Source organism: Alkaliphilus peptidifermentans DSM 18978, from assembly GCF_900101495.1.
Classification (GTDB): domain Bacteria; phylum Bacillota; class Clostridia; order Peptostreptococcales; family Natronincolaceae; genus Alkaliphilus_C; species Alkaliphilus_C peptidifermentans.
On record NZ_FMUS01000003.1, the window covers coordinates 43,746 to 66,417 of the forward strand.

The 22,672-nt window shown below is 33.1% G+C and carries 22 protein-coding genes, 3 tRNA genes and 1 pseudogene; 20 read left to right on the plus strand and 6 right to left on the minus strand.

Annotated elements, in window-relative coordinates:
- Window positions 1–12 precede the first annotated feature (12 nt).
- Complete coding sequence (locus BLP68_RS03085) at window positions 13–483, plus strand: HAD family hydrolase (protein WP_091539885.1); 471 nt, start codon at window positions 13–15, stop codon at window positions 481–483.
- Between the two features lie 205 nt (window positions 484–688).
- Here the strand turns inward: BLP68_RS03085 and BLP68_RS03090 are convergent, their stop codons facing one another.
- A complete protein-coding gene (locus BLP68_RS03090; protein ID WP_091539887.1) occupies window positions 689–961 on the minus strand; it encodes a hypothetical protein in 273 nt (90 codons plus the stop codon).
- A gap of 216 nt (window positions 962–1,177) precedes the next feature.
- Between BLP68_RS03090 and BLP68_RS03095 the strand changes: the two genes are divergently transcribed.
- The 5 genes from BLP68_RS03095 to BLP68_RS03115 all read left to right on the plus strand — a co-directional run bounded on the left by BLP68_RS03095 (window position 1,178) and on the right by BLP68_RS03115 (window position 2,784).
- Window positions 1,178–1,480, plus strand: a complete 303-nt coding sequence (locus BLP68_RS03095; protein ID WP_091539889.1) for a DUF2325 domain-containing protein — start codon at window positions 1,178–1,180, stop codon at window positions 1,478–1,480.
- 88 nt (window positions 1,481–1,568) lie between these two features.
- Complete coding sequence (locus BLP68_RS03100; RefSeq protein WP_091539892.1) at window positions 1,569–2,168, plus strand: DUF3793 family protein; 600 nt, start codon at window positions 1,569–1,571, stop codon at window positions 2,166–2,168.
- Window positions 2,169–2,381: 213 nt separating this feature from the next.
- Window positions 2,382–2,470: transfer RNA gene (locus BLP68_RS03105), tRNA-Ser, on the plus strand.
- Window positions 2,471–2,590: 120 nt separating this feature from the next.
- Window positions 2,591–2,682, plus strand: a tRNA-Ser gene (locus BLP68_RS03110).
- A gap of 25 nt (window positions 2,683–2,707) precedes the next feature.
- Window positions 2,708–2,784: transfer RNA gene (locus BLP68_RS03115), tRNA-Ile, on the plus strand.
- 108 nt (window positions 2,785–2,892) lie between these two features.
- On the opposite strand, the gene BLP68_RS03120 is transcribed toward BLP68_RS03115, so the two are convergent.
- On the minus strand, window positions 2,893–3,924 hold the full coding sequence (locus tag BLP68_RS03120) for a ribonuclease H-like domain-containing protein (protein WP_091539894.1): 1,032 nt from the start codon (window positions 3,922–3,924) through the stop codon (window positions 2,893–2,895).
- 226 nt (window positions 3,925–4,150) lie between these two features.
- Between BLP68_RS03120 and BLP68_RS03125 the strand changes: the two genes are divergently transcribed.
- Window positions 4,151–5,575 carry an S-layer homology domain-containing protein gene (locus tag BLP68_RS03125; protein ID WP_091539896.1) on the plus strand — a complete coding sequence of 475 codons (1,425 nt, stop codon included), beginning with the start codon at window positions 4,151–4,153 and terminating at the stop codon, window positions 5,573–5,575.
- Between the two features lie 203 nt (window positions 5,576–5,778).
- Entirely contained in the window at window positions 5,779–7,800 is a 2,022-nt protein-coding gene (locus BLP68_RS03130) for an ATP-dependent helicase (RefSeq protein ID WP_091539898.1), read from the plus strand.
- Window positions 7,801–7,953: 153 nt separating this feature from the next.
- On the opposite strand, the gene BLP68_RS03135 is transcribed toward BLP68_RS03130, so the two are convergent.
- Window positions 7,954–8,952 (minus strand): asparaginase, encoded by a 999-nt coding sequence (locus BLP68_RS03135; RefSeq protein ID WP_091539901.1) that lies wholly within the window; start codon window positions 8,950–8,952, stop codon window positions 7,954–7,956.
- Window positions 8,953–9,342: 390 nt separating this feature from the next.
- Between BLP68_RS03135 and BLP68_RS03140 the strand changes: the two genes are divergently transcribed.
- A complete protein-coding gene (locus tag BLP68_RS03140) occupies window positions 9,343–9,951 on the plus strand; it encodes a lactate utilization protein (protein WP_242876892.1) in 609 nt (202 codons plus the stop codon).
- Between the two features lie 252 nt (window positions 9,952–10,203).
- Here the strand turns inward: BLP68_RS03140 and BLP68_RS22215 are convergent, their stop codons facing one another.
- Window positions 10,204–10,332 (minus strand): hypothetical protein, encoded by a 129-nt coding sequence (locus BLP68_RS22215; protein ID WP_278278179.1) that lies wholly within the window; start codon window positions 10,330–10,332, stop codon window positions 10,204–10,206.
- Between the two features lie 145 nt (window positions 10,333–10,477).
- Here BLP68_RS22215 and BLP68_RS03145 point away from each other — a divergent pair, with 145 nt between their 5' ends.
- The 3 genes from BLP68_RS03145 to moaC are packed head-to-tail and all read left to right on the plus strand — an operon-like array spanning window position 10,478 to window position 13,333.
- Window positions 10,478–11,644: a cysteine desulfurase family protein gene (locus BLP68_RS03145; RefSeq protein ID WP_334292590.1), complete on the plus strand. Its 1,167-nt coding sequence runs from the start codon at window positions 10,478–10,480 to the stop codon at window positions 11,642–11,644.
- A 5-nt stretch (window positions 11,645–11,649) separates the two neighbouring features.
- Window positions 11,650–12,822 (plus strand): tRNA uracil 4-sulfurtransferase ThiI, encoded by a 1,173-nt coding sequence (gene thiI / locus BLP68_RS03150; RefSeq protein ID WP_091539906.1) that lies wholly within the window; start codon window positions 11,650–11,652, stop codon window positions 12,820–12,822.
- 34 nt (window positions 12,823–12,856) lie between these two features.
- Complete coding sequence (moaC, locus tag BLP68_RS03155) at window positions 12,857–13,333, plus strand: cyclic pyranopterin monophosphate synthase MoaC (protein WP_091540239.1); 477 nt, start codon at window positions 12,857–12,859, stop codon at window positions 13,331–13,333.
- 32 nt (window positions 13,334–13,365) lie between these two features.
- Here the strand turns inward: moaC and BLP68_RS03160 are convergent, their stop codons facing one another.
- Complete coding sequence (locus BLP68_RS03160; RefSeq protein WP_091539907.1) at window positions 13,366–14,148, minus strand: ZIP family metal transporter; 783 nt, start codon at window positions 14,146–14,148, stop codon at window positions 13,366–13,368.
- 132 nt (window positions 14,149–14,280) lie between these two features.
- Here BLP68_RS03160 and BLP68_RS03165 point away from each other — a divergent pair, with 132 nt between their 5' ends.
- The gene (locus BLP68_RS03165; protein ID WP_091539909.1) at window positions 14,281–14,889 is read left to right on the plus strand and encodes a DNA-3-methyladenine glycosylase; all 609 of its coding nucleotides are present in this window, start codon (window positions 14,281–14,283) and stop codon (window positions 14,887–14,889) included.
- 97 nt (window positions 14,890–14,986) lie between these two features.
- On the opposite strand, the gene BLP68_RS03170 is transcribed toward BLP68_RS03165, so the two are convergent.
- Window positions 14,987–15,724, minus strand: a complete 738-nt coding sequence (locus tag BLP68_RS03170) for a lysophospholipid acyltransferase family protein (RefSeq protein WP_091539912.1) — start codon at window positions 15,722–15,724, stop codon at window positions 14,987–14,989.
- Window positions 15,725–15,883: 159 nt separating this feature from the next.
- Here BLP68_RS03170 and BLP68_RS03175 point away from each other — a divergent pair, with 159 nt between their 5' ends.
- From BLP68_RS03175 to BLP68_RS03210, 7 genes and pseudogenes are all read left to right on the plus strand, one after another.
- The gene (locus tag BLP68_RS03175) at window positions 15,884–16,711 is read left to right on the plus strand and encodes a carbon-nitrogen hydrolase family protein (protein ID WP_091539913.1); all 828 of its coding nucleotides are present in this window, start codon (window positions 15,884–15,886) and stop codon (window positions 16,709–16,711) included.
- 143 nt (window positions 16,712–16,854) lie between these two features.
- Window positions 16,855–17,067, plus strand: coding sequence for a DUF3006 domain-containing protein (locus BLP68_RS03180; RefSeq protein WP_091539916.1), 213 nt, complete (start codon window positions 16,855–16,857; stop codon window positions 17,065–17,067).
- A 93-nt stretch (window positions 17,068–17,160) separates the two neighbouring features.
- Window positions 17,161–18,099 (plus strand): cell wall hydrolase, encoded by a 939-nt coding sequence (locus BLP68_RS21945; RefSeq protein WP_207647860.1) that lies wholly within the window; start codon window positions 17,161–17,163, stop codon window positions 18,097–18,099.
- A gap of 139 nt (window positions 18,100–18,238) precedes the next feature.
- Window positions 18,239–18,967, plus strand: coding sequence for an ABC transporter ATP-binding protein (locus BLP68_RS03190; RefSeq protein ID WP_091539920.1), 729 nt, complete (start codon window positions 18,239–18,241; stop codon window positions 18,965–18,967).
- A gap of 69 nt (window positions 18,968–19,036) precedes the next feature.
- Window positions 19,037–20,110: a hypothetical protein gene (locus BLP68_RS03195; RefSeq protein WP_091539923.1), complete on the plus strand. Its 1,074-nt coding sequence runs from the start codon at window positions 19,037–19,039 to the stop codon at window positions 20,108–20,110.
- Between the two features lie 198 nt (window positions 20,111–20,308).
- A pseudogene (locus BLP68_RS22065) lies at window positions 20,309–21,426 on the plus strand (ABC transporter permease).
- Window positions 21,423–22,628, plus strand: a complete 1,206-nt coding sequence (locus BLP68_RS03210) for an ABC transporter permease (RefSeq protein WP_091539932.1) — start codon at window positions 21,423–21,425, stop codon at window positions 22,626–22,628. The pseudogene BLP68_RS22065 and the gene BLP68_RS03210 overlap by 4 nt, the downstream one beginning before the upstream one ends.
- Window positions 22,629–22,672: the final 44 nt, after the last annotated feature.

Genomic DNA, 22,672 nt, shown 5'->3' on the forward strand with positions numbered 1-22,672 from the left:
GAGGGTATTAACATGCTTGAAATTAATGTGCCAGGAAGAGATACTTATCAAATAGCTAACATAGTTTTTGATTATAATGGAACCTTGGCAACTGATGGGATAATTAATGATGATATTAGAGAGGCTATAATACAGCTTAAAGAGCTTGCAAATGTATATGTAATAACAGCAGATACCCACGGAAATGTGAAGCAGCAGTGCAGTGGTTTAGGAGTAAATATAACTACATTTCCAACAGGGGATGCAGCAACCTACAAAAAGATAATTGTGGAAGAGTTAGGAGCAGATAAAACCCTATGTATAGGTAATGGATATAATGATATTGAAATGTTTAAGTCGGCCATCCTAGCCATTGCCATCATTGGCAGAGAAGGGTGCTCTGGTAAGCTAATAGAGGTAGCTGACATTGTTGTAACTTCAATAGAAAATGCTATTCAAATAATTTTAAAGCCCAAAAGAGCAATAGCTACTTTAAGGGGATAGAACCTCTTTAATCAAAGTATAAGCTAATTCTTACTTATATTAGTTCAAATTAAATAAATAAAGTAAAGGGCACATTAAAGGTGCCTTTTTGTTTTTAAAGATAAATAAGTGACGATGATGAATAGTGGAATGGCAGAAATTGTTTCTATTATTCCAGGTGTTAAGCTAACTGCACCAAACATAATTAGCTATAGAGCAAATACAATTACAGAGGCATATCAGGTTCTAATGTGTACCACATTAATTGCCAATAATACTTTATAGGAAAAATAAAAGAGCCATCCTCAAAGTTATTAATTTCTTTTTGGATAGCTCTTTTAAATTTTTTGCGATTATATTTTGAATCACCGATAACTCCACACCCGCTATAAACACCTGGCATACTTCGATTTAGTTTGTTGGCTGATTTGATGAATGCTTCCTTTCCACTTAATTTAATGCTTTCCTTCTTCATATTAAGATTTTTCTTTTTCCCCATTGTTCTACCTCCAATATTTTGGCTTCTTCTATATTTTATCATAAAATATCTATTTTATATAGATGCTAAGATATTCTACTTAACATAGTATAGTATATAAAATAAATTTCAAATAACATATTATCAAAATTAAGTCAATATATTGACAATTGGTAAGAAATTTTATATAATAATGATAATCATTATCGGTAAGAAATATACAAAGGAGGAATTTACATGAAAGCTCTATTGGTTGGTGCGGATCGACTTGGAAATATTCCTAATATACTTATGGAGTACGGAATTGAAGATTTTACCCATTGGACAGGAAGAAAAAAAGGAATGCGTAATTATGAAATACCCACAGAAACAGATATGGTCATTGTTTTTTATGATTTTATTGAGCACAATATAACACAAATTGTTAAAGAAAAGGCTAAGCAAAATAATATACCATGTGTTTTTTCAAGAAGGGCATGTAGTGATTTATCAAAACAACTAAATAACTGTAGTGGATGTGCATTCAATAAGAAACAATAAAAAATTTTTTTACTGACTGTTGAGAAGTGTTATCAATTGAATCCTACATAAATAGATAGTTGACTGCTGAAGGAGGGAGGAAAGCATAATGGGAGGAGAATTAAACCATTGTTATTGTCTGAATAAAAATAGCGAATATGAATTTATCAGATGGATTATTGAAGCTTTGGGTCCAGTTTTATTAGGTGTAAAGCCATCTGAAATCTTAAGCTTTCCTGGTAATGACCTTATTAGTATTAGAAAAAAAGAAGAAGTAAAAAGTATAATTAACATAAGCTCAAAGGTTTGTTATAAAGAGTTTAACACATTAAATGGATGTAGTAAGATACTGTTTTATAATTACCTACTGCTGGAGGACACCCTTAGAGAAAATAGGAATTTAAGATTTTTAAAGGGTCATAACTATCCAAAGGAATACAATTTAGACAATTATTTAAATCATATGATCGAAAAAATGCAAAATGGAGTAATACCCCATGAGATTGGTGTATTTCTAGGATATCCTTTGAAGGATGTAATTGGTTTTATGGGTCACCCCTCCTTAAAATTAACTAAGGTGTGTGGATGGAAGGTTTATGGTGACACAAGGCTATCAGACAAAAAATATAGGGAAATTATTAATGCTAAAAACCAAATAAGGACAATGCTTCAAATCAATGAACCTGAAGAAATAATTCAATTAGCTTAAATGTGTCTAGAATATCGGACACATTTTTTGTGTATAAACTACAAAGGTTGATCATTAAGTTGAGGGTTAGACTAGATTCTAGTTAAATCAGAGAAAATTTTTGTATGTAATAATATGGATTGTTGACAAGTGAAATATCCTATGCTATACTATCAATTACAGTGTTGAAATATAGTCATAGCCTTGGTAGTAGTGGGTTATGCAATAGGAATTGGAGAGGTGTCCGAGCGGTTTAAGGAGCTGGTCTTGAAAACCAGTGACTCCGAAAGGGGCCGTGGGTTCGAATCCCACCCTCTCCGCCATTTAGAAGTCAGAGGGCAGAAAGCAGAGTGCCAGAAAACATAAAAGATAAATTGAATTTCTGTAAGAAATTCAGACTTTGAAATCAGGCAAACTGAACTCCGACATCTGATATCCAATATGGAGAAGTACTCAAGTAGGCTGAAGAGGACGGTTTGCTAAACCGTTAGGTCGTGTATGCGGCGCGCGGGTTCGAATCCCGCCTTCTCCGCCATTAACCCAAAAACCCTATATTATAGGGGCCTTTAGCTCAGTTGGTTAGAGCGTCCGGCTCATAACCGGTAGGTCCGGGGTTCGAGTCCCTGAAGGCCCACCAATTAAATAACAGAAGGTAGATGGCGGAATGCTTATAACAAGCACTACCTAACGAGTTATATTCAAAAGTCAGAGTACGGATTATCCATTACTCTGACTTTTTATATATCTATTGAACATATGGAGTTCTTATAGCCATAGTTATTATTTCTAAAATTAGACCTTCAAAAGGTTGCAGGTTAGGTGAGTGTATGTCTACATGTAAAAAGTGTTCCTCATAAAGCTGCTCATTATTTTGATAGACTTGATTTTCTCTTGATATATTCAATACCCTTAAATCGATAAAATGAATTTTTTTACCACTGTTTAACTTTGTATTAAATAAAGGTATGTCTAGTTTGAAGCTACCTAAGGAAGGATCCCAAAAGAAACTAAAGCCTTGATGATAGTGCTTTAATTGAGGCAAATTATTATTTTTAGAAGATCTTCCAACTAATGTTATAGCTTTAGACTTAAAAGAAAAATCAGTGGGAAAAAATGAAAAGCTAATTGCTTCATCATCTAAGTGTACTATATGCTGCCATTTTTTATAAACTTCTTCAGGAATAAATTTAAATATATCTAGTACTTTCCCTAAATAGTAAATATCCTCATAGTTATGCAATAGTATTTTTTCTAATAACGCTGCTGACCTTTTTTTTGTAAACTGGTTATAAAGTCTAACACTATCTTCTCCGCTAATTATGTCTTTTCTGTTTATTCCTAAGTATTTTTCTACTGTTTTCAGCTTGAAGTTGTCAATTTTTAAATACTCTTTATTCTTCCTAAGGTGCTTTAAAATATCAATATGCTCTAAGGTCTCCCCGGGCCATTCTAATTTATGTTGAATAAAGCGTTCCTTTAAAAAAGGACAATCGAAGGTGGCACCATTATATGTTATCATTGTGTCGAAGTTACTTATGTCCTTCATGAACTCTAATAGTATTAAACCTTCTTCTGAAGAGTCTTCAGCAAATAATTGTCTAATTTTAATTTGACCATCCTCAGCAAATAAATAACCTATAAGAATTACTTTATTATGATATTTACTAAGCCCTGTTGTTTCTATATCGAAAATAACTGTGTTATTACAGCTTACATATTGATAAACGTATTTAGGTATAATCAATTGTTCTTTATGAGTATATTCTTTAATTATCATAATGACCTCCGAAGATTATCTATAATAATATAATATCAAAAAAAATCTGTTTGGGAAATAAGCTATAAAATATAGAAATTTCTAGTATATTGTTATAATATGTAAATTGAGGGTATAAGGATGAGGAAATATTATATGTCATACAAATGTAAAACAAAACTTCTGTTACATATGATACTATATAGCTGTAAATAATTTACAGCCTAGTACAAGGGGGTAGTACCTAATGAAGGGTGTTATTAGAACAATTCTATTAATTGCTTTGATTTGTATTTTCAGTATTCAGTTTACTATGTCAATGGTTATATTTACAGATTTGGATAATCATTGGGGTAAAGAGCACGTTAATTGGGCAGCAAATACAATGGAGTTAATTGATGGCTTTAATGATGGAACATTTAGACCTGATGACATAATGACTAGAATAGATTTTATTCTAGCATTAAATACATTACTTGTGAAAAAGAATATTTATCAAGATGTAGGGTTACATTTTGGTAAAGGTATTAATATATCTTACACTGATGTAGACAGGTATCACTGGGCATATGGTGAGCTTGCTATACTGGCAACCTACATTTCTGAATATGGCAATGCTGATATTGAGATTAAAGAAATTTTTACAGAGGATACATTTAATCCCAATAAACCTATTAATAGACATGAAGTGTTATTGTTATCTAGAGCAGTTACCACACCACCAATAGAGGATCATATTATTAGCTTTAAAGATGTAGATGCTAATATACCAAACTATAATCTGATAATTGAGTCGGTTAATAATGGAATTTTAAGAGGCTATTCTGATGGAACTCTAAGATTAGATAAAAACATTACAAGGGCTGAAGCTGCAACAGTTTTGCGTCGAGTAGCAACTGATGTAAATTATCTAGCAGACAAGTTTCTTGTCTATGAGGATATTAAATCCAGAAATATTGGAATAGAACTTCCAATATTTCAACAAATAGATGAACATGAATCTCAATCACAGCTTCATCAACGCTTCATTGATGCAATTACATCTATTCAATATAGTGCTTTTGTTGGACATATACCCTATCATGAAAGACACTTGTATGATATGCAGCCAATAGAAACCCTCTGGGGCTTAAAAAACCAAAACTATTACAATGTTATAGGAAACAATTATTATCTTATTAAGTATGACAAGGATTTAGTTATGGAAAGAAAAAAAGAATTGGTAAAGGAAGGTCTTCAGCATCTAAAGCTGAATGTAAACTCTAGTTTTGATGGATTAATAAGCTTTTTATCAATAGCAGCTGAACTACTTCCCATGGAGGAAACAATGAATGCTGCAGAAGCTACCTTTAGACAATCTGATAATAGCAAAACTAAGTTAGAAACTGGACTCTTTATTATGAGTCAATATATGGCTAATAATGAAATGGATAAAGGTTTAAACATACATAGAAGTCTTTTAGAATATGAATTTGCTGATGATATTAAAGCTCAAATAATTAGAAACTATGGATATCTATTATATAGTTTGAAGGGTGCAGATGAAGCCATCAGAATTTTAAAAGATCTGAAAGACGAAATGGATTTAGATTTCAATGAATTAAACCCTAATGCAATAGAATTTACTTTTAATGGTTTGATGAAACAAATATTAATACAGAGTAAAAATTAATAGTAATACTCTGTATATAATTTAATAAAACTAGTCATTGCCATTAGCAAATTAAGAAAATGAGTCGGACAATTGAAGTAAACCCCAAATGTCTGACTTATTCTATCTCACAACCTATAGCTTCTATTTGTCTTTCTAATTGAAATATGATAAACTTTAAAACTGCAGATTTAATTAAAATATGCTTGTAGAGGGTGTAAGCTTTGGATTTATATAAATATTCCTTAAACAATAAGCAGCTGGAGGCTGTAACTCATAAAGATGGACCTTGTATAGTCTATGCTGGTCCAGGCTCTGGAAAAACAACTATAATAACACATCGCATTGGTAATTTAATAAAAAATCATAATGTGTCTGGTGAAAACATACTAGTAATAACCTTTACCAAGGCTGCTGCTGAGGAGATGCGTTTGCGTTTTGGTAAGCTTATGGGAGGTAGCGATGGAAAAGGAGTTAATTTTGGCACCTTTCACGCAGTATTTTATAAAATTATTAGACGTTATTTTGGACTAGAAATGTCAAATATTATAAATGAAAAGGATAGAAGAAATGTAATAAAGAATATTATAAAAACACTTGAGGTGGAAAATCCATATAATGATGATTTAATTAAGGAAATTTTACAGGAAATAGGGCTTTATAAAAGTAATCACTATTTAGTTGGTAATTATTCTTCTAATGTACTATCAGACAATGATTTTCAAAGGGTAATTGATTGTTACGAAGCCTACAAAAAGGACTTAGGGAAAATAGACTTTGATGATATGTTAACTAAATGCTACGATATATTGAGTAAAGAGAGAAAACTTTTAGAAAACCTAAGAAATCAATTTCAATATATTCTGATTGACGAATTTCAGGACATTAATGCTATTCAGTTTGAAATTATAAAAATGCTCTCAGCACCAAAAAATAATATTTTTGTAGTTGGTGATGATGATCAATCTATTTATAGCTTTCGAGGTGCCAAACCAGAATTTATTTTGGAATTTGAACAGATCTATCCTGACTTAAATAAAATCTCCGTTCAAAGAAATTATCGCTCACAGCAGGCTATAATTATTGCTGCAAATCAGCTGATCTCAAATAATAATTTTCGTGTAAATAAAAATATGGAGCCGACTATTACAAGTTCAAAAACAATTGAATACTACTCACCTCTAAATAGAGAGGAGGAGAATAGAAGGGTTTTTGACATAATAACTGACGCTGTGAAAAGGGGACATCAGTATAAAGATATTGCAGTTATCTATCGTACTAACCTATTGGCAAATGGGCTGGTGGATATTTTATTAGATAATAAAATACCCTTTATCTGCAAAGATCAAATTGATAATATTTATGATCACTGGATAGCAAGGGATATTATTGCATATATGAAGGCCGCCCATAATCAACTGGACAATAATAGCATAATAGCTATAATAAATAGACCAACTCGCTATGTTACAAAGAAATCCATAAGAGAAGCCAGTGAATATCATAAGGACCTAATTACGTCTTTGAAGCTGAAGGGAGGACTTTTACCTTACCAGTTGAAGCTAGTTGAAGAGTTAGAAGTTGACTTGAAATCACTAAGGCACATGGAGTTTAAGGAAGCAATTTCTTTTATACGGAAAAAGATAGGCTACAATCAATATATAGTTAATTATTGCCTAGAGAAAAATATACCAAGCAATGGTTTTTTCGATATTCTTGATGAGTTTGAGGAAGCATGTGGAAAATATAAAGACCTTAATTCTTATTTTGCTGGTATGGAAGCCTTTAGAAATCAAATAAGAAATAAGCCAAAGGACAATGACGACAACAGAGTGTCATTACTGACCATGCATAGTGCAAAGGGCTTAGAATATGAAGTAGTTATTATAACAAGTGCTATTGAAGAAATTGTTCCCCATAGTAAATCTGTTTCTTGTAATAAAATGTTGGAGGAAGAAAGACGACTCTTCTATGTGGCTATTACCAGAGCAAAGGATGAGCTTTATATTTTATCACCTAAAAACAGATATGATAGAAAAGTGGAGGCTTCAAGATTTATTGAAGAAATGAAATGCTACCAAATGGAGAGAAGTAGGTTTTTTAAAGGAAAAGAAATAATTCATAAGGCATTTGGACATGGGTCAGTTATAGATATTATTGATAACATACTTAAAATACGATTTTCATCTAATGAAATCAAAGATTTTGATCTTGATACCTGTATAAAGAACAATATATTCAGATAAGATTATAAAAAAAAATCCCAATTTATTATTGGGATTTTTGCTATGGTTACTTAATATTAAGTCTATAACTCTTAGCTCTTATTTTAAATTTAGATTTTCATTCTTCAATTTTCAATTCTCAACTTTTCATTTTCAACTTTTAACTTTTAACTCTTATTTAGGCCCATATTGATTATGCTCCATTATCTGTTTGACTTCATTTAAGCTTTGAGTAACTGCCAAGGCTAGCATTAGTTTGATTCTAGCCTTTTGACCAGGCAAATCTCCACCTAAAATCACTCCTAAATTCCGTAGGCTTCTACCCCCACCCTCATATCCATAGGTATCTAATACCCGGCCAGTAGGGCACCTAGAAACCATTACCACGGCAACATCATTATTAATGGCATAGGTTATACCATCAATCATGCCGGGGGGAACATTACCTCTGCCCATAGCTTCCAGTATAATTCCTTTTGAGCCTGAATCAACACAGAACTTTAATAGGCGTGAATCCATTCCTGCCACACATTTAACTAGATCAACGTTTGGTATAATAGAGTCTGTATAAATATGTTGACGGCTTACTATATCCCTATGTAGAATTACTTCATCATTATCAACAATACCTAATGGACCAAATTCTAAAGATTTAAAGGTATCTAAGCTTAAGGTATTGGTTTTAGTGACTTCACTGGCAGCATTTACTTCATTATTCATAACCACTAAAACACCCTTGCCCTTAGTTTGTGGCGATATAGCAGTACATACAGCAGCGGCTAAATTGCTTGGACCATCATATCCTAGTTCAGAAGAATTTCTCATGGCTCCAGCTATTACTACCGATTTATTTGAGTCGATAGTTAGATCCAATAAAAATGCAGTCTCTTCCAAAGTATCTGTACCATGAGTTATTACTACTCCATCAATATCCTCCCTCTGAAGGGTATCCATCACTAAGCTTCTTAAATCCATCATCAGAAGGGGATCAATATGAGGACCAGGTAGAGTTGAAAAGTTAATTGTTTCAATGCTTGCATACTTATCAATATTTGTTACCAATGAAAGAATTTCTTGGTTAGAAAGTGATGGAATTGCAGCTCCGATTCGTGGATCTATAGACATAGATATAGTGCCACCTGTAAAAATAACAGCAACTTTGGGCTTATCCATAATAAACCTCCTTTAAAGAGTATATAAAAGCTTTTTTATTTGTTTCAACAATATTATATATTATAGTGTTGCATTTGTGAATTAGCATAAACCTCTTAGATCATTAATTTTTTGCAAAAAAAAAGAGCTGGGGTTCGTCGCCCAGCTTCACATCTATAACGACGTGAATCAAAAGGGGTATTGGGAAAATAAAAAATTTAATAAATCGAGGTTACCAGGGGGATAACCACAGCTTTATTATAGCAAATTTCGACAAAGTTCGCAACAATATAATTTATAATCATATTTAATTAATAAGCATTATTATAGCAAATAACAATGTTTTTTTATATTGTATAATATTGTATAATAACTTAAAGAGATTTAATTATGGACTGGGAGGTTTTGATATTGGGAAAAATAGAAATGATTATTAGTAATTTGCAAAAAAGGAAAATTCCAGCAAAGTATTTTGAAAAAGCAGAGGATGCGAAGAAGGCCATACTTGAAGAAATAAAGAAAGAAGAAGTAGTGGGTATTGGCGGCTCAATGACAATTCATGATATGAAGCTGCACGAAGATCTTATAAAGGCAGGGAATCCTGTTCATTGGCATTGGTTGGTTGAGCCTTCTGAACGTAATGGGGTTAGACAAAAAGCTGCTACAGCAGATGTATACTTAACAAGCACCAATGCATTAACTGAGGATGGAGAATTAATAAATATTGATGGTGTTGGTAATCGTGTAAGTGGTATGTTTTATGGTCCAAAGAGGGTAATTGTTATATGTGGAATAAACAAAATATGTAGTGACATTATTTCTGGAATAGATAGAATTAAAAACTCAGCCTGTCCACCAAATGCAAAAAGATTAGGACTTAAGACTCCATGTGCAGAAACTGGAATATGTAATGATTGTTTAAGTCAAGATAGAATGTGTAATATAACAACAATTATAAATCACAAGCCTATGACGGTGGATTTAAAGGTTTATATAGTAGGTGAAGAGCTAGGATATTAAGTAGGAAATCCCAATTATTATTGGGATTTTAGACTGATGAAAACCCCTCATCTTCTTCGTTGCTTCGAATACCTAGCACCCTTACGTATTACGTATACGCTGCAGTCGCTAGGTTTTCTTGAGCCTTGAATCTGTGGCATTTTGATCAGTCTTCATTTTGATGACTTTGTCATCAACCTGAAATCCCAATTGTTATTGGGATTTTTGTATGTACTAATTTAATCATATACAATTGTTAGATTAGAATTAAATCTAATGCTTAATGAATACAGCATTAAATGCTTTTATTAAGGCTTCTACAGCATCTCCTTCTTCAAAACCTGCATCTTGCAAGCTATCCTGAGTCATCACAGACGTCACCATTGGTGAGTGATCAATCATAATCAGTATCCTCATAAGATGAAACTATAATGTAGGGAATATGTAGCTACTTAAAAAAGCAATTTTGGTTATAATAAAACAAAGGAAAACTTTACAAATTAAGATTAATTAGATATCATAAAAGCTGTAATCTCATAGATTGAAGGTGAAGTTTTTGGAAGCATATTTAGATAACGCTGCAACAACAAAGGTAAAGCCCGAGGTAATGGATGTAGTAAAAATAGCCATGACTGAGATGTATGGAAACCCATCATCTTTACATAGAAAAGGTGTAGAGGTAGAAAAAAGTATTAAAGAGGCAAGAAAAATAGTCGCCAAAGCCATTGGAGGTAAAGATCAAGAGATTTATTTTACCTCTGGTGGGACAGAGTCAAACAATATAGCTATTAGAGGTATGGTAGAGGCTACTAGAAGAAGGGGTAACCATCTTATTACTACTAAAATAGAGCACCCTTCAGTGTTAAATACATTTCAGTATTTAGAAACAAAAGGCTGTAAGGTTACTTATCTGGACGTTGATAAAAGGGGCTTTATATCATTACAGCAATTGGAGGATACAATAGCTGAAGATACTGTATTAGTAAGCATAATGCATGTGAATAATGAAACAGGGTCGATTCAACCCATTAAGGAAATCTCACAATTAATCAAGAGGCGAAATAAAGAGATACTATTCCACATTGATGCGATACAGTCCTTTGGAAAAATACAATTTAACGTAGAAGAAATTCAGTTAGATGGATTATCTATAAGTGGACATAAAATTCATGGTCCTAAGGGTATAGGAGCCTTATATATTAAAAAAGGTGTGAAGGTAAAACCAATTGTAACTGGTGGAGGTCATGAATTAGGAATAAGACCAGGAACCGAAAATGTACCCGGGATATTTGGACTAGGTGAAGCTGTAAAATTAATTTTTACTGATCAAAATCAATACATAAAGAATATATCCTCTTTAAAAAATCATTTTTATAGCTGGCTTGATAACCAGTTAGAAGGAGTAACCTTTAATTCTGAAAATAATGATAGCTTTGCCCCCAATATACTTAATGTGTCTTTTAGTGGTGTAAAAAGCGAAGTGCTTCTCCATAGTCTCGAAGGGGAAGGAGTTTTTGTATCGTCAGGTTCAGCTTGTTCTTCAAAAAAAAGAGGCTATAGTCATGTTTTAACAGCTATGGGTTTAAAGGATGAACAAATTGATAGTGCCATACGGTTCAGTTTTAGTGATACTAATACAATTGAACAACTGAATTATGCTTTAGAAAAGATCGAAAAACATGTCAGCTATATCCGCAAAATTATGAAGAGGTGATCTGCTTGGAAAGAGTGGTAATAATAAGATATGGTGAAATTATGCTTAAAGGTCAAAATAAAAAGTTTTTTGAAGATAAATTAGTAAAGCATATACGATTTGCATTAAAGGATATGGGTGACATAAAAACCTATAAAAAGGATAGTCGTATTTATGTAAATGTAGAGGATTTTGACGAGAGACAAATCATACAACGGGTAAAAAAGATTTTCGGTGTTATTCTCGTTAGTGGGGCAATAAAGCTTCCTGTAGATTTTGATTTGATAAAAAAAATAGCCCATGAGGAAATTCAAAAAAAGATACTAACAGAGGGTGCAAAAACCTTTAAAGTAGACAGTAAAAGAGTTGATAAAAAGTTCCCATTAAAGTCACCTGAAATTAGCAGAGAAATAGGTGGGTTTATTCTTGAAAATCAAGAAAATATTACTGTAGATGTACATAAGCCGGATGTAACTGTTTATGTTGAGGTTAGAGAAGAAGCCTATATATTTACAGAAAAGGTCCAAGGCTATGGAGGACTACCTATTGGTTCAAGTGGTAAGGGCTTACTTTTACTTTCAGGGGGAATTGATAGCCCAGTTGCTGGATGGCTTGTTGGCAGAAGGGGTTTAGAAATTGATGCTATCCATTTTCACAGTTACCCATTTACCAGTGAGAGGGCTAAGGAAAAGGTTTTAGACTTAGCTAAAATATTAGCCATCTATATTGGCAAATTTAAGATATACTCTATTAATTTATTACCTATTCAGCAAGAGATTAATGAAAAATGTCGTGAAGAAGAGATGACAATTATATCTAGAAGATTTATGATGAAAATAGCAGAGAGAATAGCAGAAAAAACTGATGCAAAGGCTTTAATAACGGGAGAGAATATAGGTCAGGTTGCAAGTCAGACTATTGAAAGCTTACATACTACTAATTCAGCAGTCAATCTACCGGTTTTTAGACCTCTAATTGCTATGAATAAGGTAGACATAATAGACATAGCTAAAGATATTGGAACCTACGAAACCTCTATTCTACCCTTTGAGGATTGCTGTACAGTTTTCTTGCCAAAGAGACCCCTTACAAAGCCAAGGCTTGAAAAGATTTTAGCTTCAGAAGAAAAGCTTGATGTAGAGGCTTTAATTGAGGCCGCAATTGATAATATGGAGATTGAAAGAATTTATATTGATTAAATAGTAAATGAAGGGAGATGAAAGGGTGGATAATATAAATTTTACTCACTTTAATGAAGAGGGTAGAGCCAAGATGGTGGAGGTTGGCGAAAAGTTAAACACAAGGAGAGAAGCTATTGCAAAGGGAAGCATTTTTATGATGCCGGAAACCTTAGCTAAAATAATAGATAAAACAATAAGTAAAGGGGACGTTTTGGCAGTATCACAAGTAGCTGGTATTATGGCAGCAAAAAAGACAAGTGACTTAATCCCCATGTGCCACAATATTATTTTAACAGGGGCAGATATTAACTTTTCAATTGATAAAGACAATAGTAGAATTGATATTGAAGCAGTAGTTCGTACAACCGGTAAAACAGGTGTGGAAATTGAAGCATTAAATGCGGTTTCAGTTTCAGCTTTAACCATTTACGACATGTGCAAAGCTGTTGATAGAGGTATGAGAATCACTGATATTCGACTGGTGAAAAAAACTGGTGGTAAATCAGGGGATTATATAAGAGAAGATTAAAGAATAGGGAGATGCTTCTGCAGCTCCCTATTTTAACCAAGACTAACATCTAAAAACATCATAATAACAAAGCCGATCATCAAACCATATGTGGCTATTCTTTCATAGCCATGTTTTTGTGTTTCAGGTATTATTTCGTTACATATAACATACAGCATGGCTCCTGCTGCAAATGCTAAAGCATATGGTAAGACAGGACTGGCTATATGTACCAAGGCTACCCCTATAACACCACCAATTGGCTCAACTAAGCCAGTTGCTAAGGCAATTAAAAAAGCTTTTGTAGCAGAATATTTCTCCCGTATTAGAGCAAGTGCTACAGCCAAGCCCTCAGGAATATTTTGTAGACCAATAGCAATAGCTATTGTTAAACCATTACCGATATCTCCATTACCAAAGCCTACACCAACCGCCAGGCCTTCTGGAAAATTATGAAGGGTGATGGCGATAACAAAAAGCCATACCTTTCTTAACTGGTTAGATTCACTTCCATTGGGGAGTTTAAGAAAATAGTTATGGGGTGAATATTGATCCATTAAATCTAAAAAAATACCACCAAGAAGAATACCAATTACAGCAATGGTAGCTCCTCTTCTGCCATGTCCGCCATATTCAATGGCTGGAATAATTAGGCTAAAGCATGTAGCTGCCAGCATAACTCCTGCAGCGAACCCCAGCAGAATATCAAGTGCTTTATGGGAAATTTTTTTAGTGAAAAAAATAGGTATTGCCCCTAAACCTGTGCATAAGCCCGCCAAAATACTTGCAGCAAGACCTATGGTAATAATATTATATTGAGATAAGTAATCTACCACTAATTACACCTCCATATTTCACCGCTTAATATATATCATATTTAAGGCTACAAAATTTGGTTACCATAAACTTAATTACACAAATATTTTTTAGAGAATGCTATATAATAAAGATGTAAAGGATAGATTATTATGAATAAATTGACAAGAGAATTCTATAATCGAGATACTCTAGATGTAGCCAAGGAGTTACTAGGTAAGCATTTGATTATTATAGAAGGTAATAAATCCAGCACCAGCAAGATTGTTGAAACAGAAGGATATATAGGATCAATTGATAAAGCAGCCCATAGCTATCAGAATAAGAGGACTCCAAGAACAGAGGTTATGTTTGGTCCTCCAGGCTATGCCTATGTATACTTGATTTATGGAATGTATTATTGCCTAAACATAGTAACTGAGGCTGCTGGAGAGTCTGCAGCTGTATTAATTCGCGCAGTGGAGCCCATAAGTGGGGTAGAAGAAATGTCTATAAGAAGATATAAAAAAACCATTGACCAACTTAATAGAAAAGAAATTTCAAATCTAACCAGCGGCCCAGGAAAGCTTTGTATGGCCTTAGGGATTAATAAATCACATAATGGAATGGACATGTGTGGTGATTCAATTTACTTAACATATGGAAGTGATGAAGAACATGAAATAGTTACTTCTAAACGTATAAATATTGATTATGCTGAAGAGGCAGTGGATTATCCATGGAGGTTTTATATTAAGGACAATCCATTTGTTTCGAAATAATTGTAGAGGTTAAAATTAAATAATCTTCTGATAGTTAGAAAACGAAAAATAAAACAAAAAAAGGGAGTCAGAAGAATCTGACTCATTGAGAGTTGAACTACGATGTAGCTAATTGAATTTTTTCATAATCAAAGTCAAGGTTATTCTTTATAATTTTATAGGTCAAAACAGTCAGATCTGTCGATTTTTCGATATTATCGACATAAATGGGTTCTGAGATAATAACCTGTACTTTAGCAGGAGTTATTTTATTATTATTTGCCTCCATAATTTTATAGGAGCCTTTAATTGTTACTGGTATTATTGGAACATTTGCTTTTGTAGCCATTTTTAGACTTCCAGGCTTAAAGGGTTGAAGCTGACTACCCTTACTACGGGTTCCCTCTGGAAATATCACCATAGATTGACCAGACTTTAAAACTTCTATAGCCTTAGTAATAGCTCTTAATGATTGTCTTAAATCCTTTCTATCAATGAATACGCATTCTAAAAATTCCATCCATCGATTTATTATAGGTAGTTTCTTTAATTCAATCTTTGCTACGAAGCTAATAGACTTGGGCAAAGATGAAAGTAGTATAGGGATATCAAAATTACCCTGATGATTACTAACAAAAAGAACAGGGCCGTCAGGAATATTTTCCAAACCTAAAACTTCAACATTACTACCTGTCAATAGTACAAGCTTTTTAGCCCAGTTATGAGCTAAGTTTTGAGTAAAATCTCTTTTTTTCTGGATTTCATCTTTTTTAATAAAATACTTAACCCTTGGAATTGAAAAAGCAGTACCAAGAGTGTAAATCCAAAAATAAATAAACCATAAGATTGTCCGCATGATGGTCCCCCCTTACTTAACAAGAAAATATATAATATTATTTTAATATTAATGACATAAAATATCAAATATACAAAATAATTTTTAGAGGTTATTTAACATTGATATCGAAAAATCCAATATATGTTGGATGAATAAATTAAATGAAAGGATGAAATTATGAGTAACTTTAATATTGCTGTATGTCAAATGCTTGTGGGTGAAGATAAAAATAAAAATTTAGAAAAAGCAGAGAAGATGATTCGCAGGGCAGTATTAGAAAAAAATGCTAAAGTTATTGTTTTGCCTGAAATGTTCAATTGTCCATATGACAACTCGTATTTTCCTCAGTTTGCTGAAGAGGTACCTGGCCCAACTACTGAGATGTTGTCAAAAATAGCAAAGGAACTGAAGGTGTATATTGTTGGAGGGTCAATACCAGAACAATCAGGCTCAGAAATATATAATACTTCTTTTATTTTCAATGATGAAGGGGAAATAGTAGGGCGACATAGAAAAATACATTTATTTGATATAGATATTGAAGGGGGAATAGTCTTTAAAGAGTCTGATACTCTTGGTCGTGGCGACGAAATTACTGTAGTTGATACCCCCATGGGGAAAATTGGAGTTGCAATCTGTTATGATATTAGATTTCCAGAGTTGATTAGGCTTATGGCCTTGAATGAAGCAAAGATTATTATAATACCCGCAGCATTTAATACAACAACAGGCCCTGCCCATTGGAATGAGCTGATAAAGGTAAGAGCATTTGATAATCAGGTATATCTTGTGGCAGCATCTCCAGCAAGAGACCTGGAGGCTAGCTACCATGCATACGGCTATTCTTCAATTATAGATCCATGGGGCAAGATTATTGATCAATGCAGTGAAGTAGAGGCTATTATTAGCGGTGAGATTGATATGGATTATTTAAACAAGGTTAGGAAAGAACTGCCACTTTTAAAGCATCGCAGGACAGACCTGTACCATTTGGATTTAAGATAAAGGAAAAAAGTAATAGTTGGTGGGTCGTTTGATTAAACGACCTTTATCTTTTTGGAATTATATAATATAAGCATCAAAAAAAAGGAAAATGCTATACTCGTGTTTAATAATAAAATGGATAAAATTAACATAGGAGGTGTTTTATGAAGAAGGGGATTATAGATCGTTTCGAAGGGCAATATGCTGTGGTAGAAATTGATGGAGGCTTTCAACATATTGAAAGGGGTAGCCTGCCTAGGGGTGCCAAAGAAGGAGATGTCATAAAAATAGATGGAAGTAAAATACAAATAGATAGTGAAGAAACAAACAAACGAAGGGTAAATATAAAGAAATTGATGGATAGTTTATTTAAATAATCCAATGCTGGTAAAACTTACACCCGTTGATTTCATATACATTAACCGTTTTTTATGCTAAAATTTTTGTGACAGATAGAAAGGTTGATGATCATGATAAAACAGATTTTAAAAACAAATAAATATGTTTTGTATTCAATTGGTGCTATCCTGGTAATCTCTCTAATGGCTTCGTTTGTACTCTTTTTTCAAACTGAGGAAGCTAACAGTGATAATTTAATTGGTATTGAAGAGAAACAATATGATGAAACCAATGAAGAAGCCAATGGGTTAGAGTTGGCAGACTCAGCAGAGGATAAAGATGATGAGTTAGCAGAGGCGGAAGAGGAGAAGACAGATACATACCCGCCGGATAAATTGCAAAAGAACGAAAAAAATAAAACTGAAGTAAGTGTAGAGGTAGAAACAGAGATTATAGAAGCTGAAAAGCCTGAAACTGAGGAAGAAAAAGCTAATCTTAGTCCTATTACTTCTGATCAGTACATTGTGCAAAATAATGATACTCTATATGTAATTAGTCAGAGAGCTGGCTTATCTATAGAGGATATTAAGAGCTACAATAGAATGAATTCTGATAGTATAATGGTAGGACAAGTATTACTTCTGAAAAAGCCAGAAGCACCTGTAGGGGAAACCTCTCCACCTATCTCTAGGGGCACAGTGAGAGATGATGATCTTTATTGGTTAAGTAGAATTATACATGCCGAGGCACAGGGAGAACCTTATAAAGGCAAGGTAGCAGTGGGGAATGTAGTACTAAATAGAGTGAAAAGTGATGAGTTCCCCAATTCTATTTATGGAGTTGTATTTGACAAGCAGCATGGATATACTCAATTCTCCCCCGTAATAGATGGTACAATTTACAATACACCAAATAGTGAGAGTATCGAGGCTGCTAAAGAAGCATTAAATGGGGCAAAACCAGTAGGAGATGTTCTATATTTTCTTAACCCTAGAAAATCAACTAACTTTTGGATTGTAGAAAATCGTAAATTTTTCACTACTATTGCTGATCATGATTTCTATTATTAAACTACTTTTCTAAAACTCCAGATAAGGTCACTTATCTGGAGTTTTTTATTATTAATTGTAATCAATATGCTAGTTTTAGCCAGTATGGTACAATATAATAGTGTTTTTAAGTTCTTAAATATATTGGAGGTTAAATAGTATGGAATTGATAAAATGTAATAATTTAGGCTATGCCTATAAAGAAAATAAAGTTTTAGAGCATATTAACTTTTCTGTAGAAAAGGGAGAGGTGCTGGGGGTTTTAGGACCAAATGGTGCTGGAAAATCCACACTTATGACGATATGTGCAACACTTCTTAAGCCATCTGAGGGGGAAATAGTTTATTATGGTGACATCAGCATAGATTATAAAAAGCTAAGAAGAAAGATTGGCTTTGTACCACAGGAAATTGCATTATATGAAGAATTGACCCCAGCAGAAAATTTATATTTCTTTGGGAAACTTTATGGATTAAAAAGAGATGAGTTGAAGTTACAAGTTGCTCATGCAGCAGAGCTAACTGGTATAGCTATTAATGAAAGAAAAAAAATAAAAGAATTGTCCGGTGGAATGAAAAGAAGGGTGAATATTGCTGCTGCTATAATAAACTCTCCAGAAATTCTGATTATGGATGAACCAACTGTCGGTATTGATATTCAATCTAGAAGGGAGATTCTTATGGCGGTAGGGAATATGATGGAAAGTGGAAAGGCAATTCTTTATTCATCCCATTATTTTGATGAAATAGTAAAGGTATGCTCAAAAATATTAGTATTGAAGGATGGAAAAGTATCTGCCTATGGAACCAGTAACGAACTTATTCCTAAGCATGTACAAGGAGATGTATCCTTAGAAGAGAATCGTCTATTAGACTCATTTTTTCTTTAGATGTTGAGAAATAATAACTATTGTGTTACTATGAATAATGTAGAAAAATCACACTTAGGGGGAAAACAGATGAAAAAAAATAAAATAATGTCGATTATGATAGTGATGCTACTGGTGAGTGCACTTATTTTAACAGGTTGCACTAAAACTAGAAGCACTAAAGAAGTACTTAAAGATGTCTTTGCAAATGAAGTAGAAATTACTTCTGCTGAAGGCAAAATAGAAATGTCTCTGAATGTAAATATGGAAGGCTTTGATGTTACTACTGTAGACGATCCTCAAATGCTAATTGTAATGAATATGTTAAACAACTTAAAAATAACAATGAATTATGCTACTGATCTAGAGCTTGAGAAATCTGCTATAGACTTTAATGCTGATATGGGTGGAATGTCCTTCTCTGGAAAGATTTTTACATATGATGAGAAGATAGCAATTCATATGCCTTTCTTAACTCAATTTCTAGGTGACCCAAGATTAGCTAGTGGTTATATAGTTATGAGCCTAGAAGAAATAGCCGAAATGCAAGGTAGTACCTTAAATATTTCTGATACAGATAAAACTAAGGAATTGGTGATGAGCTTAATAAACTCAATTATCTCTGAACTAGATGATAAAGCTCTTAGTAATAATGGATCCTCTACTATAGAGGTTGGTGGGCAATCGGTTAAGGTTGACGAAATTCAAATTGATATCGGTAAAGAAGAAATAAAGAGCATTGCACTAACCACTATTAATCTATTGGAGGATAAAGATTTTAGAGATTTGGTATTTGAAATGGCGCAAGCCTATGATCCATTCTTATCAAGACAGGACTTTGATGAAGAACTAGACAGCTTAAATTCAGCAGAAGCTACTGAAGAAATAAACAATGCCTTAGAGGAAATAGGAGAAATTATTGACTTTAACAAGACAGGGATTAAAACCCAGCTATTCATTGATAAAAATGATAACGTGATTAGAACTATTATGAAAATGTCTCTGGCAATTAACGATGACGGAGAAGCATTCGAGGTTACCTTCAATGTAACAGATGACAAGTGGAACATAAATAAGCCTGTAACAATCGATATACCTGATATTAATGAAAGTAATAGCTTAGATTTATTTGAAATATTATTTGGTGGATTTTTGGGATATTAAAACTGTATTTCTTATAACACATTAAAAGATGAAAAGCTGGTTGCAATGCCAGCTTTTTTCTAACAAGAATTTTGGGGTGATGATATTTTGAAAACAATAATAGCTATAGCATTCAATCAAATAAAAACAATTTTCTACGACTGGAAAAAGCTATTATTATATGCTTTCATTCCCATAATACTTCTAATCTTTTTATCTATGGGTTTTAGCAATCTATTTGAACAGGGTATATATTTAGAACCCTTTGAAGTGATCGTAGTAAACCAGGATACCCATCATCTATCTTCTCTTCTGGTTTATCAGATTAAAGAAGATAAAAATCTTGCAAGTCTAGTAAATGTAACTGTATTGGATGGTGAAGAGGAGGCAATGGAGCTTGTTAGAGAGAATCAAGTGGTGGCAGCTGTCATTATTCCCGATGGCTTTATAAATAGCTTAGAGCGGGGAACAAACCATTCAGTGAAACTGATTACCAGCTTAACTCAACCGGTGAAGGCTCACATGATAAGGTCGATTATGGAAAGCTATATGAAAAGCGTATCGGCAGGCCAAAGCGCTGTAAATACAGTATGGGATTACTACATAGAAATGGGTATGGACAGTAATGAACGTAGAGAAAAAATTGAAAATGTAATAAATGATATAACATTAAGGGCTTATTTTGTAAGAGGAAATACAATACAGAAAAAAACTATACCAGGTGTAAATAGTATCCCGCCGTTGGTTTTTTATGGTGTCTCCATAGTTTTGGTTATAGTTATGTTAAGTGCAATATCTTATGGTAGGCAAATTATTGAAGATAGAAAAAAAGGGTAATAGAGCGTGTTATTCTGACTGGAATATCAGCAAATCTATATTTTATGGGTAAGTTTTTTGGATTGTTTGTTATTGGTTTAATTCAAGGGGCCATTTTGTTTATTCCTCTAGCATATTTGCTAGAGGCAAACTATAATATAGCATGGATATACACATGTGTAATACTAATAACTACAGCCTTTATAATTTCATCTGTCACAATGGCTGGAATAACTTTTATTACCAATGGTGAAAAATTTCAATATATAGGAAATTTTGCAATTCTTGTTTCTGCCATTATTGGAGGTGGCTTTATACCTCATATTTATCTGCCTGAGCTTGTTAAATCCATTTCACCATTAACTCTACACTATTGGGTAATGGGAAGTGTGATTAGTTTTTCTGGTAAGCAAAATTATGAAGGATTACAATCTCTGGCTACTGTAATACTCTTTGCTATATTTATTTTGATGCTATCCTATTTACGTTATACTAAAGCTAAGGAGTGGCAATTAGGATGAAGACCTTAAACATCGCATTTTTTAAGCTTAAGGCACTGGTGAAATTAAAATCTGCATGGCTTACAATACTGGTTATTCCTATAATATTTACATTTATTGCAGGTGGTATTTACAGCCCCAAAACAACAGCAGAAACTATTCCAATAGCCATAGTTGATGAAGATAATAGCCAATATTCTAATTTTCTCATAGGCCTTATAAAAGAAGAGGGGCTATTGGAGGTTATAGAAGCAGATATAGCTTACGGACTAGAGCTTGTAAAAGATCATAAGGTAGAAGGAACCTATATCATTAAAGAAGGCTTCCAAAGCTTAATTAGGAAGGATTTAAATCCCCAGATGGAGGTTATCAAGTCATCAAATTCCTATGGAGCAGATGCCATTAGTGAAATAATTGCCAGTGGATTAGTCAGACTTCAATCTAATGCAAGGGCCGCCAATATTATTATTAAAGAATATGAAAAGAGACAAGAACTTAATGATCAGGAAAAAGAGCGATTATGGGAAGAGATATTTAATCATTCAGAAGGGTATTGGTATCCTCAGCAATTAATGAAGCTGGATTATCAATCGTTATATTTTAATCAGGAATCAGCTGACAAAGGCAGCCCGGTTGGTTTTTCAGAAGGACCATTTGGTGTGATATTAGTTTTCATAGCGTTATCAGGCATATATGGGTTAGGGTCATTCTCAAATGAACTTAAATTAGGAACATTTAAAAGACTTTACTTAATTACCAATTCAACGAGGGCATTAATTATTGGTAATTTAGCACCGTTAGTAGTAATACTTTCTCTTCAAGCTTCAATTTTGTTTTTTGCTCTAAACAAATTTTATGGAATATACACAGATATTTCATTATTAAATCTAATAATAACTGTGTTAGCTTATATAATTCTAACTGCCTGCGGAGTGGTTTTATTATCAACATTTTCAATAAAGGAATCACAGCTACAAAATAGATATGCAATATTTGTTCTTATATCCTCTATAGTTGGAGGTAGCTTCTGGTCGGTAGACTTAATGCCATCGAACTTGAAAATGGTAGCAGGACTAACCCCCCAAGGTATTACAATGGAAATGTTCAAAATGGCAAATTTGGGCAATTTAAAAATGCTTATGATTTACTTTGTTGCAATTATTATTGTTTCTTTATTATTGCTATTATTAAGTAAAAAAAGAATAGAGACCTATCTTAAGTAAAAAAAAGCCTCCATAGTACACTCAAACTGTTGAAAATAACCCAG

Bases quoted from the DNA above. Each gene is read 5' to 3' on its own strand.
- BLP68_RS21945 (WP_207647860.1), top strand. From the start codon at position 17,161: ATGATAAAACAGATTTTAAAAACAAATAAATATGTTTTGTATTCAATT.
- BLP68_RS03100 (WP_091539892.1), top strand. From the start codon at position 1,569: ATGGGAGGAGAATTAAACCATTGTTATTGTCTGAATAAAAATAGCGAA.
- BLP68_RS03090 (WP_091539887.1), bottom strand. From the start codon at position 961: ATGGGGAAAAAGAAAAATCTTAATATGAAGAAGGAAAGCATTAAATTA.
- BLP68_RS03120 (WP_091539894.1), bottom strand. From the start codon at position 3,924: ATGATAATTAAAGAATATACTCATAAAGAACAATTGATTATACCTAAA.
- BLP68_RS22215 (WP_278278179.1), bottom strand. From the start codon at position 10,332: ATGATTGATCACTCACCAATGGTGACGTCTGTGATGACTCAGGATAGC.
- BLP68_RS03125 (WP_091539896.1), top strand. From the start codon at position 4,151: ATGAAGGGTGTTATTAGAACAATTCTATTAATTGCTTTGATTTGTATT.
- BLP68_RS03180 (WP_091539916.1), top strand. From the start codon at position 16,855: ATGAAGAAGGGGATTATAGATCGTTTCGAAGGGCAATATGCTGTGGTA.
- BLP68_RS03175 (WP_091539913.1), top strand. From the start codon at position 15,884: ATGAGTAACTTTAATATTGCTGTATGTCAAATGCTTGTGGGTGAAGAT.
- BLP68_RS03085 (WP_091539885.1), top strand. From the start codon at position 13: ATGCTTGAAATTAATGTGCCAGGAAGAGATACTTATCAAATAGCTAAC.
- BLP68_RS03170 (WP_091539912.1), bottom strand. From the start codon at position 15,724: ATGCGGACAATCTTATGGTTTATTTATTTTTGGATTTACACTCTTGGT.
- BLP68_RS03095 (WP_091539889.1), top strand. From the start codon at position 1,178: ATGAAAGCTCTATTGGTTGGTGCGGATCGACTTGGAAATATTCCTAAT.
- BLP68_RS03165 (WP_091539909.1), top strand. From the start codon at position 14,281: ATGAATAAATTGACAAGAGAATTCTATAATCGAGATACTCTAGATGTA.
- BLP68_RS03135 (WP_091539901.1), bottom strand. From the start codon at position 8,952: ATGGATAAGCCCAAAGTTGCTGTTATTTTTACAGGTGGCACTATATCT.
- BLP68_RS03190 (WP_091539920.1), top strand. From the start codon at position 18,239: ATGGAATTGATAAAATGTAATAATTTAGGCTATGCCTATAAAGAAAAT.
- BLP68_RS03195 (WP_091539923.1), top strand. From the start codon at position 19,037: ATGAAAAAAAATAAAATAATGTCGATTATGATAGTGATGCTACTGGTG.
- BLP68_RS03210 (WP_091539932.1), top strand. From the start codon at position 21,423: ATGAAGACCTTAAACATCGCATTTTTTAAGCTTAAGGCACTGGTGAAA.